Here is a 15,634-nt window from a genome sequence, read left to right as displayed (position 1 = left end):
ATATGAATTGATTAGCTTTAATCCGTTACGGATGAAAAGTACGCAAACAGTTCATTTCAGGCAAAGGAATGCTTTACAGCGGCGTGTCATTTGATATGATGCGCCCCGCTTCCCGAAAGGAAGCGGGCCAGTATTAAGCATTACCCCGTGGTGGGGTTCCCGAGCGATCATAAGGGAGCTGACTGTAAATCTGCCGTCATCGACTTCGAAGGTTCGACTCGAGCAATAGTGAGAGAACGTTGCCGCAGGCAACGGCCCGAAGGGTGAGGAGCTTTAGCTCCGAATAATCCTTCCCGCTATAGAATGCAAGCAGCATAATGAATTTATCCCGTGGTGGGGTTCCCGAGCGGCCAAAGGGAGCAGACTGTAAATCTGCCGTCATCGACTTCGAAGGTTCGAATCCTTCCCCCACCACCATTATTCACTACAGCGATGTAGTTAACTCGATGAGCAATGCAGAAGTTTGCACTTGTCGGGGAAGGGTGAGAACCTTCGATTAAGGTTCGACTCGAGCGAAAGCGAGAGAACGTTGCCAACGGCAACGGCCCGTAGGGTGAGGAGCGAAGCGACGAATAATCCTTCCCCCACCACCATCTTCAAGCTTTACCTACAATTTGAATTACCCCTGGTGGGGTTCCCGAGCGGCCAAAGGGAGCAGACTGTAAATCTGCCGTCATCGACTTCGAAGGTTCGAATCCTTCCCCCACCACCATCACTTCCGTCGCGTATCTTATCCCCGTTAAGCATAGTGTCTCATATCTCTCCGTACGGGGAAGGATGAGAAGCTTCGACTAAGGTTCGATTCGAGCGCAGCGAGAAAGCGTTGCCGCAGGCAACGACCCGAAGGGCGAAGCGCGCAGCGCTGAGTCATCCTTCCCCCACCACCATCACTCCCGTCGCGTATCTTATCCCCGTTAAGCATAGTGTCTCATATCTCTCCGTACGGGGAAGGATGAGAAGCTTCGACTAAGGTTCGATTCGAGCGAAAGCGAGAAAGCGTTGCCGCAGGCAACGACCCGAAGGGCGAAGCGCGCAGCGCTGAGTCATCCTTCCCCCACCACCATTACTTCATAAGGCACCAATTTCAAATCAATCAGCACTGCCCCGTATCCTTACCCCACAGGCAGACTTCACACCATGGTGCCATAGCTTATTGGTTATCTTATCAATACTTCTTCCTGGCAATCTTTTTCGCCTCCTTTGACTGGTCAATTTTTCGCCAGATGAGATTAAAGGCGGCATATGTCTCGCTAAGTTGATCTGGGGTAAGCGTTCCCTTGAGTCGGTTTCTTTCGGCAATGAGCGCTGAACAATCATCCTTAGATTTTTCCGTATACATACTTGCCATGTAATACCAAATATAGGCCTGCTTATTATCTTTAGGCACACCCTGGCGCCCATGAGCATAAATTTCCCCAAGCGCTGATTGTGCCGGAGTAAACCCCTGCTCTGCCGCTTTGAGGTACCACTTCAGCGCATTCCGGCTATTTTCAGGCACGCCTCTTCCCGTGCTATATGCTACGCCAAGCTGATATTGCGCTTTCGCAAAATCCTGTTTTGCTGCTTTTCGATACCATGCGATAGCCTGTCTGTCGCTTTGCGCGACGCCGCGACCAAAAGCAGACATGATGCCCAGATGCGTTTGCGCAGCAGGCAGCCCCTGGCGAGCGGCTTTGCGATACCACGCCAGCGCCTGTTGGTAGTCCTGAGAAACGCCCTCACCCTGCATAAACATCACGCCGATCGCATCCTGCGCCTCGGCCAATCCTTGCGCTGCGGCTCTGCGATACCACTCCAGCGCCAGGTTGTGATCTTTCAATAAGTGATAACCGTTGTAATACCATACGCCAAAATTGTACTGTACCTTTGCCATCACGCGTTGCGCTGTTTTTCGATACCACGTCTGAGAGTGAACCCGGTCAGCGGGATGCGCTTTATCATAGAGCGCATTCAGCGGAATGTGGCCTGGCGTATAGCTGCTTGGTATACCTTCATTAAGCCAGTAAACTGCCTGACGATAATCCTGAGGCACGCCTTCACCATAAAAATAGGCAACACCGAGATAAAGTTGCGCGGGGTAGTACATATTTTCCGCCGCTTTACGCATCAAGATCGCCGTTTGCTGATAATCCTGAGGAACGCCCTGACCGTGGGCGTACATTACTCCAAGCTTAAATTGTGCTGACGAAGCTGAACCCTGGCCGCGGACAACGCCCGCATCATTGATTGGAGAGGCGGCTTTTCGATACCACTCCAGCGCTAGCTGGGTATTTTGGGGAAACCCATCGCCATACATATAGGCGTCACCGAGGATTTCTTGCGTACTACTATCCCCTAGCTCTGCCGCCTTGCGATACCACTCCAGCGCTTTTTGTCGACTAAGTGGAAAATTTTCACCATAGTTGTAATGATAGCCAAGGATAAAATAGGAAAAATCAGAACCTTGTTTACCCGCTTTCTCCAGCCATTTTATGGCTAGTTTATAATCAGGCTTAACATATCGCCCCTCCGCATACCAGCTTCCAAGCGCGAACTGCGCGCTTTCATCCCCTTGTTCCGCTTTTTGCTCTAATTCCTGAACGTACTGGCATTCTTCTGAGTCGGCGGGATAGCGCTCCTCGCAGACAGCAGCGTGAGCCATTTTTGAAATAAATATATTTAATATTATTATTTTGAAAATTGATGAAAAACGCATACAACTATCCTTATTGTCGTTTATGGCGTGATTATATGCTGCATCATCCTTTTTCTGCTTACAAAAAACTCGCACAGATGCTGAATAAATCCAAAAACAAAGAGTACGGATTCAGATGCCAGACATGGCAGATCCGCTGTAAACGAAACAAGGCGGCGGTCGATAAGGCATTTATGCCGCACTCCGGCAAACAGCCATAAAAAAACTCCGCCGAAGCGGAGTTTAGGGCATCGAGAGAAAATCAGTGACGCGCACGTACAATCTGGTATTTGCGGGTCAGATACTCGACCGGCACGCTCCAGATATGCACCAGGCGCGAGAATGGGAACAACAGGAACAGCGTCATCCCCAGTATCAGGTGCATACGGAAGATAAAGGCCACACCGTCCAGATGTGCGGATGCGCCACCGTGGAAGGTCACAACTGACTGCGCCCACCCGACCAGCTTCATCATTTCACTCCCGTCCATATGCTGGGCGGAGAACGGAATGGTCAGCAGACCCAGCGCGCACTGAATCACCAGCAATGAGAGAATCAAAATATCTGCGCCGGTAGTGGTGGCGCGGACACGTGGGCTAAACAGGCGACGCTTGAGCAGTAAAATACCGCCAACCAGCGTCAGCACGCCGCAGGCGCCGCCGGCAATCATCGCCATCTTCTGCTTCACGTCGACCGGCAGAAAAGCTTCATACATCCAGTGCGGCGTTAACATGCCCAGGAAGTGACCGGCGAAAATACCCAGAATCCCAATGTGGAACAGGTTTGACGCCAGGTTCATTCCTTTGCGATCCAGCATCTGACTGGAAGCCGCCCGCCAGGTGTACTGGCCGTAGTCGTAACGTAACCAGCTACCGATCAGAAATACCGATCCGGCAATGTACGGGTAGATATCAAAGAAGAACATATTCAGGAAGTGCATTAGTGCTGTCCTCCGGTGGTGATATTCAGATATTGCGGCGCCACGGCCCCGGCAAAACGACGCTGGTGAGCGGAGATTTCCGACTCGCCACACCCTTGATCGGCGAAGAATTTCACCTGCTCTTCTTCCCAGACCGCATCCAACGCCTGTGGGGTATCATCACGTGCTTCATTCGCAATTTTTTCAGCCACTTTATCGCTGTCGATAACGGTATTCGCCAGTTTTAACAGCAGATCGAACAGCACCGCATAACGGCTGTCACGCTGTTGCAAACGTGCGCTGAGCAGCGCCAGAATCGGCGCGATATCCTGTAAACCCCCTAACGCTTCGCTTTTCGGCAATTGCGCAAGGTATTCCAGATACAGCGGCAGATGATCGGGAAGTTCGCGACTGTCGAGCTGCAAACCGTGCTGCTCATACTGTGCCATCAGGTCAACCATCGCCTGACCGCGATCGCGGGACTCCCCGTGAACATGTTCAAACAGCAGCAGCGATGTGGCGCGACCACGGTCAAACAGTTCGCTATAAGCGGCCTGTACATCCAGCAGGTCCTGCGCGGTTAAATCGCGCAGGAAAACGCCCAGAGTCTGGGCATCCTCTTTATCCAGGTTCTCAGATGACGCGAGCGCATCGAACAACTCCTGCTGATGCTGCCACAGGGCAACATCCGGGTACTCGAGCAGACGCGAAACAATGACGAGTTCAATCATGCGTGCGGCTCCGTTTTGCTGGTCACATCAACAGCGTCGATGCGGCGGCTGTTGAACAGATTGAATTTGGTATCAGACCCGTGGCAACCATCGCCGAAGGTAAAGCCACAACCGCTTTTCTCCGGGAATGCGTCACGCGCCAGTTCACGATGGCTGCTCGGCACCACAAAGCGATCTTCATAATTAGCAATTGCCAGGTAACGATACATTTCCTGCGCCTGGGCTTCGCTTAAGCCCACCTCTTCCAGCGCGCGGGTATCCACTTTACCGTCTACGGTTTCCGCACGTTTGTAGTGACGCATCGCCAGCATCCGTTTCAGCGCCAACAGTACCGGCTGGGTGTCGCCAGCGGTCAACAGGTTCGCCAGGTACTGCACCGGGATACGCAGACTGTCTACATCCGGCAGAATACCGTTGCTGCCCAGTTCACCCGCGTCGGCGGCAGACTGAATCGGCGACAGCGGTGGCACGTACCAGACCATCGGCAGCGTGCGGTATTCCGGATGCAGCGGCAGCGCCAGCTTCCAGTCCATCGCCATTTTGTACACTGGCGATTGTTGCGCCGCATCGATCACGCTCTGCGGCACGCCGTCCTTCAGCGCCTGCTCAATGACAGCCGGATCGTTCGGATCGAGGAACACGTCCAGTTGACGCTGGTACAGATCTTTTTCGTTTTCCGTACTGGCGGCGCTTTCAATGGCATCTGCGTCATACAGCAGTACGCCAAGGTAGCGGATACGGCCCACGCAGGTTTCGGAGCAAACGGTCGGCTGACCGGCTTCGATACGCGGGTAGCAGAAGATGCACTTCTCGGACTTGCCGCTCTTCCAGTTGAAGTAAATTTTCTTGTACGGGCAACCGGTGATACACATCCGCCAGCCGCGGCACTTGTCCTGGTCGATCAGCACGATGCCATCTTCTTCACGCTTGTAGATAGCACCGCTCGGGCAGGTCGCCACGCACGCCGGGTTGAGACAGTGCTCGCACAGGCGCGGCAGGTACATCATGAAGGTGTTTTCGAACTGGCCGTACATCGCCTTCTGCATGTTTTCGAAGTTCTGGTCTTTGGCGCGTTTTTCGAACTCACCGCCCAGAATCTCTTCCCAGTTTGGCCCGCTGGTAATTTTGTCCATCCGCTGGCCGGTAATCAGCGAGCGCGGACGCGCGATCGGCTGATGTTTGCTTTCCGGCGCGGTATGCAGGTTCTGGTAGTCGTAATCAAACGGCTCGTAGTAGTCGTCGATGCCTGGCAGATGCGGGTTAGCGAAGATTTTACCCAGCAGCAGCGCCCGGTTCCCCATGCGCGGCTGTAGCTTGCCGTTGATTTTACGGATCCAGCCGCCTTTCCATTTTTCCTGATTTTCCCAGTCATTCGGAAAACCAACGCCAGGCTTACTTTCTACGTTGTTGAACCACGCGTATTCCATACCTTCGCGACTGGTCCAGACGTTTTTACAGGTGACTGAACAGGTATGACAGCCGATGCACTTATCGAGATTCAGCACCATGCCGACTTGTGAACGAATTTTCATTTTACGCTCTCCTGTACCTGGTCATTGCCTTCGCCATCCAACCAGTTAATGTTCTTCATCTTACGTACCACCACAAACTCATCGCGGTTGGAGCCGACGGTACCGTAGTAGTTAAAGCCGTAGGCTAACTGCGCATAGCCGCCGATCATATGGGTCGGTTTCGGCGTAATGCGCGTCACCGAGTTATGAATACCGCCGCGCTGCTGGGTAATTTCCGACCCCGGCAGGTTTACGATACGTTCCTGCGCGTGGTACATCATGGTCATGCCCGCCGGTACACGCTGGCTGACCACTGCGCGTGCGGTCAATGCGCCGTTGCTGTTGAAGACTTCGATCCAGTCGTTATCTTCAATGCCCAGATCTTTGGCGTCGGTTTCGCTCATCCATACAATCGGGCCGCCACGCGACAAGGTCAGCATCAACAGGTTATCGCTGTAGGTCGAGTGGATACCCCATTTCTGGTGCGGCGTCAGGAAGTTGAGCGCCTTCTCCGGATTACCGTTGGATTTACGCCCCATCACCGCTTTCACCGAGCGGGTGTCGATCGGTGGGCGATACACCAGCAGACTTTCGCCGAAGTCGCGCATCCACTGGTGATCCTGATACAACTGTTGGCGACCAGACAGCGTACGCCACGGGATCAGCTCGTGAACGTTGGTATAACCGGCGTTATAAGAAACATGCTCATCTTCCAGACCAGACCAGGTCGGGCTGGAGATAATTTTGCGCGGCTGGGCCTGAATATCGCGGAAGCGGATTTTCTCTTCTTCTTTATTGGTTGCCAGATGCGTATGGTCGCGACCGGTAAACTCGCTCAGCGCCGCCCAGGCTTTCACCGCCACCTGACCGTTGGTTTCCGGCGCTAACGTCAGGATCATCTCTGCCGCGTCAATCGCCGTGTTGAGCATCGGCTGACCTTTCGCCGGACCGTCCGCTTTGGTGTAATTAAGCTTACGCAGCAAGTCCATTTCGCTCTGTGTGTTCCAGGCAATCCCTTTCCCGCCGTTGCCGATTTTCTCCATCAGCGGGCCGATAGAGGTAAAGCGTTCGTAAGTCGCCGGGTAATCGCGCTCAACGGTCATGATGTGCGGCGCGGTTTTCCCTGGAATCAGATCGCATTCGCCTTTTTTCCAGTCTTTCACGTCCAGCGGCTGCGCCAGTTCAGCGGCAGAATCGTGCTGGATCGGCAGCGTCACGACGTCAGTCTCTTTACCCAGGTGGCCTACACAGACTTCGGAGAATTTCTTCGCAATGCCTTTGTAGATTTCCCAGTCGCTTTTCGATTCCCAGGCCGGATCTACGGCGGCAGACAGCGGATGAATAAACGGATGCATATCCGAGGTATTCATATCGTCTTTTTCATACCAGGTGGCGGTCGGCAGTACGATATCGGAGTACAGGCAGGTGCTCGACAGGCGGAAGTCCAGCGTCACCACCAGATCCAGTTTGCCGTCCAGGCCATTGTCACGCCACTCCACATCTTCCGGCTTCACACCGCCCTGTTTACCCAGATCCAGCCCCTGAATACCATGCTCAGTACCCAGCAGATATTTCAGCATGTACTCATGGCCCTTACCGGAAGAGCCAAGCAGGTTTGAACGCCAGATGAACAGGTTACGCGGGTGGTTTTTACCGTTTTCCGGCTGCTCGGCGGCAAAGCGAATCGAACCCTCTTTCAGGGATTTGACGGTATAGTCTACCGGCGTCATACCGGCTTTTTCCGCTTCACGCGCAATATACAGCGGGTTAGTGCCTAACTGCGGTGCCGACGGCAACCAGCCCATACGCTCGGCGCGCACATTGAAGTCAATCAGATGACCGCTATAGCGGGATTTGTCCGCCATCGGCGACAGTAACTCCTCGGCGGTCACCGTCTCGTAGCGCCACTGGCTGGAGTGGTTATAGAAGTAAGAGGTGCTATTCATGTGACGCGCCGGACGCTGCCAGTCAAGGGCAAACGCCAGCGGCTGCCAGCCGGTCTGCGGACGCAGTTTTTCCTGGCCGACGTAGTGCGCCCAACCGCCACCGCTCTGACCAACGCAACCACAGAACACCAACATATTAATCAGCCCGCGATAGTTCATATCGAGGTGATACCAGTGGTTCAGACCGGCGCCAACGATAATCATTGAACGCCCGTGCGTTTTGTCCGCGTTATCGGCGAACTCCCGTGCGATACGGATGATCTGCGCCCGCGGCACGCCAGTGATCTGCTCGGCCCATGCTGGCGTATACGCTTTGGTATCATCATAACTGGCGGCACAATTTTCATCGTTCAGGCCGCGTTCCAGACCATAGTTCGCCATAGTCAGGTCATACACGGTGGTGACTAACGCGGTAGAACCATCGGCCAGTTGCAGACGTTTAACCGGCAATTTGTGCAGCAGGACGTTATCCAGCGCCACATGATTAAAGTACTCTGAACCTTCGCCGCCGAAATACGGGAAGCCCACGTCAGCAATCTCATCCTGGCTGCCCAGCAAGCTGAGCTGCAATTCAGTTTCTGCACCGGTAGTCCCGTCGCGCTGCTCGAGATTCCATTTGCCTTTTTCGCCCCAGCGGAAACCAATTGAACCGTTTGGCGCCACCATTTCACCGTTGCTGTTGATAGCAACGGTTTTCCATTCCGGGTTATTTTCCTGCCCCAGCGAATCAACGAGATCGGCAGCGCGCAGCATACGACCTGCGGCATAATAACCATCACGCTCTTCAAGCATCACCAGCATTGGCATGTCGGTATAGCGACGGACATAATCGGTGAAGTACTGGCGCGGGTTGTCGAGGTGGAATTCGCGCAGCATGACGTGGCCCATCGCCAGCGCCATCGCCGCATCGGTCCCCTGCTTCGGCGCCAGCCACAGATCGCACAGTTTGGCAATTTCGGCATAGTCCGGCGTCACCGCGACGGTTTTAGTGCCTTTGTAACGTACTTCGGTAAAGAAGTGGGCATCCGGCGTACGGGTTTGCGGCACGTTAGAGCCCCAGGCGATAATATAGCTGGAGTTGTACCAGTCAGCGGATTCCGGCACGTCGGTCTGCTCGCCCCAGGTTTGCGGGGAGGCTGGCGGCAGGTCGCAGTACCAGTCGTAAAAGCTCAGGCAGGTACCGCCAATCAGCGAAAGATAACGTGCACCGGAAGCGTAGGAAACCATCGACATCGCCGGAATGGGTGAGAAGCCCGCGACGCGGTCAGGGCCATAGGTTTTCACGGTGTACACGTTGGAGGCGGCGATCAGCTCGTTCACTTCCTGCCATGAGGAGCGAACAAAGCCGCCACGACCACGCGCCTGTTTGAAGCTTTTGGCTTTATCGGCATCTTCAATGATGGAGGCCCATGCCTCTACCGGATCGCGATGCAGTTTTTTCGCCTCGCGCCACATCTTCATCAGACGTTTGCGCATTAGCGGATATTTCAGTCGGTTAGCGCTGTAGAGATACCAGGAGTAGCTTGCCCCGCGCGGGCAGCCGCGAGGTTCATGGTTTGGCATGTCAGGACGGGTGCGCGGGTAATCGGTTTGCTGTGTTTCCCAGGTCACCAGACCATTTTTGACATAAATTTTCCAGCTACAAGAACCGGTGCAGTTCACCCCATGGGTTGAGCGCACAATTTTGTCATGCTGCCAACGTTGGCGGTATCCGTCCTCCCAGTCCCGGTTTGTTTCGAGAAGCTGGCCGTGCCCATCGGCAAAGGTTTCGCCCTTCTGCTTGAAGTAGCGAAACCGGTCCAGGAATTTACTCATCGGGTTTCTCCTGTGTGGAACCTTACGGCTCTCTGATAAATCGACATTGCTTAACTAAGGGCGAAGGTAACGCGCTGAATGGGCGTGAGAATTGATAACGATCAAGGCGGACAGGGATGCAAATGGCGCGCAAACCTCCTGCATACTCCTTTTGGAGGAGGAGTTTTATTTATATATGTTACTGATTTAATTACATAAAATTAAATTTACGCACGACGTGAATGTTAAATTTTCAACAAGTGGGTATTAAGGGGTATCCCCCTGGATGACCGATAAAAATGTGCGTGGTCAGCCCTGTCGCGCCTCTCTTCTTGACTATAAGTATGTTGTAACTAAATACGGGTAAAAAAAAGCGCGGTCTAACGCCGCGCAAAGGATAATCAAAAGTTACTTTTTATTTTTAGAATGACGTCCATATACCGCCCAGGTAATAACGACGCAGGCGATATAGAAAATAAGAAAGACCTTCATCGCGCCGACTGGAGAACCGGTTAATGCTAAAGATGAACCAAACGCTTTCGGAATAAAAAAGCCGCCAATCGCGCCAATCGCGGAAATAAAGCCCAGCGCCGCCGCCGTATCGGTCGCCGCTTCACGCATGGCTCTTTCGTCCGACCCGCCTTCCGCTTTAACCCGGTCCATCGTCAGTTTACGGAAGATAACGGAGATCATCTGGAAGGTAGAACCACTCCCCAGCCCAGCCGTCAGGAACAGCGCCAGAAATACCCCGTAGAACGCGATAAAGCTACCGCCAACGCCGCCAGTAGGTAATGTCAGGAACAGCAGACCGCTGAAAATCGCCATCAGGACAAAGTTGATAAGCGTGACGCGAGTCCCCCCCAGACGGTCAGAAATTGCGCCGCCTGCCGAACGTGCCAGCGCGCCGATAAACGGACCGAAAAACGCATAATGCAGGATCTGCACATCCGGGAATTGCGTTTTAGACAGCATAGCGAACCCCGCGGAGAAACCGATAAACGATCCGAAGGTCGCCAGATACAGCAGACTCATGATCCACAGATGACCACGTTTGAGCACCGGCAGTTGCTCTTTTAGCGAGGCCTTAGACGTCGCCAGTTCGTTCATGCCGAACCACGCCGCCAGCGTAAAAATGGCCAGGAAAGGCACCCAAATCCAGGCCGCGTTCGCCAGATAGAGCTGAGAACCGTCCGGCTGCTCTACACCGTGGCTGCCAAAGGCGGCAAAGATAGAGAGCGAAACCACCAGCGGCGCAACCAGCTGCATCACGCTCACGCCCATATTGCCCAGACCGCCGTTCAGACCCAGCGCGCCGCCCTGCTTTTGTTTAGGAAAGAAAAAGCTGATGTTCGCCATACTGGAGGCAAAGTTCGCGCCAGCAAAACCACACAGCAAGGAAATAATAATGAAAGTGCTAAATGGCGTACTGGTATCCTGAACGGCAAAGCCTAACCATACGCAAGGCACGATGAGGATACCGGTACTGAACGCTGTCCAGCGACGTCCGCCAAATAGCGGCACCATAAAGGAGTAAGGCACCCGTAGCAGCGCGCCGGAAACAGATGGCAGCGCAGTCAACATAAAGAGCTGATCGGTCGTAAAATTAAATCCCACTTTCGGCAGGTTCACCGCCACTGCGCTGAATAGCATCCAGACGCAAAACGCCAGCAGTAAACACGGCACAGAAATCCACAAATTACGACTGGCGACACGATGGCCGCGCTGCTGCCAGAATGCCGGATCTTCCGGACGCCATTCCGTGATAACAGCGCCAGTTGCCCTTTCCGGGGCGGATGAGTGACTCATAGACACCTCTGATTCTTGATTTGATGTCTGCCACATTAGGGTTTACTGCCGAAGGTAAGTTGATATAAATCAAAGGAAAAGTCGTCATCACCGGCGACTAAAAAGCGTTATTATCCTTAATGAGTAGGCTATTTTGGTAAAAAAGCTGTGGTTTTTCACCATGCTGTGTCTGTCTACTCCTTCCCGTCGCAGATACCTCTCTACGGCGGCAATTAAGGGGTAACTCGTTATAGGTATGGGTATACTCCGCTGTATCGTTGAGAATAGCGGCACAGCCGATTGACGCCCCTCTTTTTTGCTACGTTTTTTCGGCGACATTACCCCGAAGAAAGAAGGTAACATGTTTAAACGGTGTTTCTCTCCTCTTACGCTGGTTAACCAACTGGCGCTGATTGTCATGCTCTCTACCGCTATCGGCGTGGCGGGGATGGCGGTTTCCGGCTGGCTGGTTCAGGGCGTACAGGGTAGCGCTCATGCGATTAATAAAGCGGGCTCATTGCGTATGCAAAGCTATCGACTACTGGCCGCTGTCCCGCTGGATGCTAAAGATCAAAAGCTGCTGGATGAGATGGAGCAAACGGCATTCAGCCCTGAACTGACCCGCGCCGCTGAGCGAGACGGGCAGCAGAAGCAGCTTAAAGCGTTGCAGGATTACTGGCATAACGAACTCTCGCCAGGACTACAGCACGCGCAAAACGCGCACGCGGTCGCAGAAGATGTCACACGCTTTGTGGCGGGCCTGGATCGCCTGGTGACGTCGTTCGACCATACTACTGAATTGCGTATCGAACGCGTGGTATTAGTTCACCGGGTAATGGCGATCTTTATGGCGCTATTGCTGGTATTTACGATTATCTGGCTACGTGTTCGCCTTTTGCAGCCCTGGAAACAGTTATTATCAATGGCGCGCGCCGTCAGTCAGCGCGACTTTACCCAACGTGCCAATATCAGTGGACGCAATGAGATGGCCGCGTTGGGTTCTGCGCTCAATAATATGTCTGAAGAGCTGGCCGAAAGTTATGCGGTACTGGAACAGCGCGTACAGGAAAAAACAGCCGGTCTGGAACATAAAAACCAGATTCTCTCGTTTTTGTGGCAAGCCAACCGCCGACTGCATTCACAGGCTCCGCTATGTGAGCGTCTTTCACCGGTACTGAATGGCCTGCAAAATTTAACCCAGTTGCATGATATTGAGCTGCGAGTCTATGACCTAGAAGATGAAGATAATCACCAGGAATTTACTTGTCAGTCGGACATCAGTTGCGATGATAAAGGCTGCCACCTTTGCCCACGTAGCGCCCTGCCGATGATTAACGGCGGTACCACCTTAAAATGGCGGCTCACCGACTCTCACACCCAATACGGTATTTTGCTGGCGACGCTGCCCTATGGACGCCATCTCAGCCACGATCAGCAACAGTTGGTGGACACGCTGGTTGAACAGCTTACCGCGACTCTGGCGCTCGACAGGCATCAGGAGCGCCAGCAGCAGTTGATTGTCATGGAAGAGCGTGCCACCATTGCCCGCGAACTGCATGATTCTATTGCCCAGTCGCTCTCTTGTATGAAGATGCAGGTGAGCTGCCTGCAAATGCAGGGCGACGTGTTACCGGAAAGCAGCCGTGAGTTACTCAGCCAAATTCGCAATGAGCTAAACTGCTCCTGGGCGCAACTGCGCGAACTGTTAACCACTTTCCGCTTACAGTTGACGGAACCCGGGCTACGTCCGGCGCTGGAAGCAAGCTGCCAGGAGTTCAGCGCCCGGTTTGGCTTTACGGTAAAACTGGATTATCAGCTTCCCCCCCGCCTGGTGCCTTCACACCAGGCGATACACCTGTTGCAAATTGCCAGGGAAGCCCTCAGCAACGCCCTTAAACACTCTCATGCCGACGATGTGGTGGTGACAGTGACGCAATGTGGCAAACAGGTCAAACTAAAAGTGCAGGATAATGGCTGCGGCGTCCCGGAAAACGCCGAACGCAGTAATCACTACGGCATGATCATCATGCGCGATCGGGCGCAAAGTTTGCGCGGCGATTGCCAGGTACGCCGACGCGAGACTGGCGGAACAGAGGTCACTGTTACTTTTATTCCAGAAACAAACTTCACAGAAACCCAGGGAGATACCCATGAATAATCAGGAACCGGCAACTATCCTGTTAATTGACGACCATCCGATGCTACGCACGGGTGTAAAGCAGCTTGTGAGTATGGCGCCCGATATCAGCGTGGTCGGAGAAGCCAGCAACGGTGAGCAGGGTATTGACCTGGCGGAATCGCTCGATCCCGATCTGATCCTCCTTGATTTGAATATGCCGGGAATGAATGGTCTCGAAACGCTGGATAAATTACGCGAAAAAGCGCTGTCAGGACGTATTGTCGTTTTCAGCGTATCCAACCATGAAGAAGATGTCGTCACGGCGCTAAAGCGCGGCGCGGACGGTTATCTGTTGAAAGACATGGAGCCGGAGGACTTGCTCAAAGCGTTACAACAGGCCGCCGCCGGCGAAATGGTATTAAGTGAAGCGTTAACGCCGGTACTGGCGGCCAGCCTGCGGGCCAACCGCGCTACCACCGATCGCGATGTAACGCAACTCACCCCGCGTGAGCGCGATATTCTGAAGCTCATCGCGCAGGGATTGCCAAATAAGATGATTGCCCGGCGTCTGGATATCACCGAAAGTACGGTCAAAGTGCACGTGAAACATATGCTCAAGAAAATGAAGCTGAAATCGCGCGTGGAGGCCGCCGTCTGGGTGCATCAGGAACGCATCTTTTAATTATTGCTCCTGGAACGGTTGCCAATGCGGATTATCGTCCGGCATCGTGATAAACGGTTCAGTCAGCGCGAGCGTGATCTCATTGGAAGAGACACGCTGACCTTTTTCATCTTCAACCACCACCGATAAACGCCAGCGATTTGCCGCGCCTTCGCGGTGCTCCCAGGCCGGCATAATGATTGTCCAGCCCTCGGTACTGCGGGTGTTCGTTCCTGCCGTCAAACTTAATGCCTGTGTATCGCCCTGCCAGCTCAAATGACGAATACCGTGCACGCTGCGCACCTGCAATTTTAACGCAACCGTCTCACCAGGCGTAAGATCCCAGGGCGGCGTCGCCAGAAAAACCGTTAACGTTTTACGCTGCCGATACTCCATTGTCGGCAGCGAGTTACGTTGCGGCGTATCATAGCGGCTACCGCGTAATGACTGGCTTTGCGCCACTTCACTGGCGGCAAGCTGCTTTTTGAGCGGCACGCCGAAGCGGTAGTTAAGCGTCAGCCCCAGGTTATTCTGACTGACCCCGCTCTCGCCCTGTTTGTGCTGGGCGGTCATGGTAAGCAAAGGTACTGGCGTATAGTTAAGACCCAGTTTTAACGCGACAGGATTGTGATACCCCGTTCCGGAGTCAAACAGATCCACGCTATCGCCAAAGTACTGCTCCAGACTAACGCTGGTATTGATATGCTGGTAAAACGGCAGCCGCATTTGCGCGTTGATATCATACCCGCGCGCCATTCGCTGTTCTAAGGTCGCCGTATGCGTCTGCCAGTCGGCAAAAGGCTGATAATAGTTGGCGGATAAACGCAAATATTCTCCCCACGCCTCCGCGCCAAAGCCGGCGCGCTGCAAATTTTCATCCAGCAGATTATCGTAAAAGGTATTATAGCCAAGAAGCCAGCCATCCTGCGCCCAGCGCTGTCCTATGCCAACGTTGCTTACCAGTCCGTCAGTCTGTTGCGTAAGACCAAGCTGGCTCCAGGTCAGATAGCGCTGTTTATCCTGTAAAGGGATAAACCAGCTTCCGCGACTGCCGTTAAAATGACCTTCGTTATCGACGTTAATATCAACGCTGGCGCTGCCCCAGGCTGATAGCCAGCTTTCAAGCTGCTGGTTAACCTGCTCGCTGACCACATCGCGTACCTGCCCGAAAGCGAATTGCCGCGCCTGTTCACCGGTATCCAGATCGTTATTTTTCATGCTGGCTTCGCCAAACGCTTTGGCCATCTCGGCAAAATGCTTTTCCCCTTCGTGGGATTCCGGCATCATGCCTAAATCCGGCAGACGGTTTTGCGTGAAAGGATCTTGCGCCTGCGCACGGATCGTACCGCTGGCAGCCAGCAGGAGAAGCGAGAGTGAGAATGAACGAAAAACAATACGGCTCAACGTGTCGGCAACTTCTACAACAAAAGATAAGAGGAATGGCATCAGAGTAAACCATAACGTGTCCGGACAGGTTTTGCAGCCTTTTCTCGT

The 15,634-nt window shown here is 53.6% G+C and carries 9 protein-coding genes, 2 tRNA genes and 4 other RNA genes; 8 read left to right on the top strand and 7 right to left on the bottom strand.

Features of this window, described 5'->3' with window-relative positions; all coding sequences use genetic code 11:
• Positions 1-161: 161 nt before the first annotated feature.
• The 6 genes from K8W53_RS10530 (at position 162) to K8W53_RS10505 (ending at position 1,063) form a co-directional block, all read left to right on the top strand.
• Positions 162-304: non-coding RNA, RtT sRNA (locus K8W53_RS10530), on the top strand.
• 28 nt (positions 305-332) lie between these two features.
• Positions 333-417: transfer RNA gene (locus tag K8W53_RS10525), tRNA-Tyr, on the top strand.
• 44 nt (positions 418-461) lie between these two features.
• A non-coding RNA gene (locus K8W53_RS10520) (RtT sRNA) lies at positions 462-593 on the top strand.
• A gap of 34 nt (positions 594-627) precedes the next feature.
• Positions 628-712 (top strand) — tRNA-Tyr (locus K8W53_RS10515).
• A gap of 44 nt (positions 713-756) precedes the next feature.
• Positions 757-887, top strand: a non-coding RNA gene (locus K8W53_RS10510) — RtT sRNA.
• Positions 888-931: 44 nt separating this feature from the next.
• Positions 932-1,063, top strand: a non-coding RNA gene (locus K8W53_RS10505) — RtT sRNA.
• A gap of 102 nt (positions 1,064-1,165) precedes the next feature.
• Here K8W53_RS10505 and K8W53_RS10500 read toward each other — a convergent pair.
• From K8W53_RS10500 to narK, 6 genes are all read right to left on the bottom strand, one after another.
• Entirely contained in the window at positions 1,166-2,695 is a 1,530-nt protein-coding gene (locus K8W53_RS10500) for a tetratricopeptide repeat protein (protein WP_023224259.1), read from the bottom strand.
• A gap of 241 nt (positions 2,696-2,936) precedes the next feature.
• Positions 2,937-3,614 (bottom strand): respiratory nitrate reductase subunit gamma, encoded by a 678-nt coding sequence (gene narI, locus K8W53_RS10495; RefSeq protein WP_023224257.1) that lies wholly within the window; start codon positions 3,612-3,614, stop codon positions 2,937-2,939.
• A complete protein-coding gene (narJ, locus tag K8W53_RS10490; RefSeq protein WP_023224256.1) occupies positions 3,614-4,324 on the bottom strand; it encodes a nitrate reductase molybdenum cofactor assembly chaperone in 711 nt (236 codons plus the stop codon). Before narJ ends, narI begins: the two co-directional genes overlap by 1 nt.
• Entirely contained in the window at positions 4,321-5,856 is a 1,536-nt protein-coding gene (gene narH, locus K8W53_RS10485; protein ID WP_000702629.1) for a nitrate reductase subunit beta, read from the bottom strand. The genes narJ and narH overlap by 4 nt, the downstream gene beginning before the upstream one ends.
• On the bottom strand, positions 5,853-9,596 hold the full coding sequence (locus tag K8W53_RS10480; RefSeq protein WP_052939398.1) for a nitrate reductase subunit alpha: 3,744 nt from the start codon (positions 9,594-9,596) through the stop codon (positions 5,853-5,855). Before K8W53_RS10480 ends, narH begins: the two co-directional genes overlap by 4 nt.
• Before the next feature lie 387 nt (positions 9,597-9,983).
• Positions 9,984-11,381 (bottom strand): nitrate transporter NarK, encoded by a 1,398-nt coding sequence (gene narK / locus K8W53_RS10475; RefSeq protein ID WP_000019848.1) that lies wholly within the window; start codon positions 11,379-11,381, stop codon positions 9,984-9,986.
• A gap of 340 nt (positions 11,382-11,721) precedes the next feature.
• On the opposite strand from narK, the gene narX reads away from it, so the two are divergent.
• Positions 11,722-13,518 carry a nitrate/nitrite two-component system sensor histidine kinase NarX gene (gene narX / locus K8W53_RS10470; RefSeq protein WP_000476244.1) on the top strand — a complete coding sequence of 599 codons (1,797 nt, stop codon included), beginning with the start codon at positions 11,722-11,724 and terminating at the stop codon, positions 13,516-13,518.
• The gene (gene narL, locus K8W53_RS10465) at positions 13,511-14,161 is read left to right on the top strand and encodes a two-component system response regulator NarL (protein WP_001064598.1); all 651 of its coding nucleotides are present in this window, start codon (positions 13,511-13,513) and stop codon (positions 14,159-14,161) included. The genes narX and narL overlap by 8 nt, the downstream gene beginning before the upstream one ends.
• Here narL and K8W53_RS10460 read toward each other — a convergent pair whose 3' ends face one another.
• Positions 14,162-15,586: a YchO/YchP family invasin gene (locus K8W53_RS10460; RefSeq protein ID WP_052939399.1), complete on the bottom strand. Its 1,425-nt coding sequence runs from the start codon at positions 15,584-15,586 to the stop codon at positions 14,162-14,164.
• Positions 15,587-15,634: the final 48 nt, after the last annotated feature.

The sequence above is a fragment of the Salmonella sp. A29-2 genome (assembly GCF_020150755.1).
Lineage (GTDB): Bacteria > Pseudomonadota > Gammaproteobacteria > Enterobacterales > Enterobacteriaceae > Salmonella > Salmonella enterica.
Note: the sequence above shows the minus strand (reverse complement) of the source record. Positions and strands in the feature narration are given on the sequence as shown.

What these genes read in the sequence shown, in the direction of transcription:
- K8W53_RS10500 (WP_023224259.1), bottom strand. Translation starts at nt 2,695, where the DNA reads ATGCGTTTTTCATCAATTTTCAAAATAATAATATTAAATATATTTATT.
- narI (WP_023224257.1), bottom strand. Translation starts at nt 3,614, where the DNA reads ATGCACTTCCTGAATATGTTCTTCTTTGATATCTACCCGTACATTGCC.
- narJ (WP_023224256.1), bottom strand. Translation starts at nt 4,324, where the DNA reads ATGATTGAACTCGTCATTGTTTCGCGTCTGCTCGAGTACCCGGATGTT.
- narH (WP_000702629.1), bottom strand. Translation starts at nt 5,856, where the DNA reads ATGAAAATTCGTTCACAAGTCGGCATGGTGCTGAATCTCGATAAGTGC.
- K8W53_RS10480 (WP_052939398.1), bottom strand. Translation starts at nt 9,596, where the DNA reads ATGAGTAAATTCCTGGACCGGTTTCGCTACTTCAAGCAGAAGGGCGAA.
- narK (WP_000019848.1), bottom strand. Translation starts at nt 11,381, where the DNA reads ATGAGTCACTCATCCGCCCCGGAAAGGGCAACTGGCGCTGTTATCACG.
- narX (WP_000476244.1), top strand. Translation starts at nt 11,722, where the DNA reads ATGTTTAAACGGTGTTTCTCTCCTCTTACGCTGGTTAACCAACTGGCG.
- narL (WP_001064598.1), top strand. Translation starts at nt 13,511, where the DNA reads ATGAATAATCAGGAACCGGCAACTATCCTGTTAATTGACGACCATCCG.
- K8W53_RS10460 (WP_052939399.1), bottom strand. Translation starts at nt 15,586, where the DNA reads ATGCCATTCCTCTTATCTTTTGTTGTAGAAGTTGCCGACACGTTGAGC.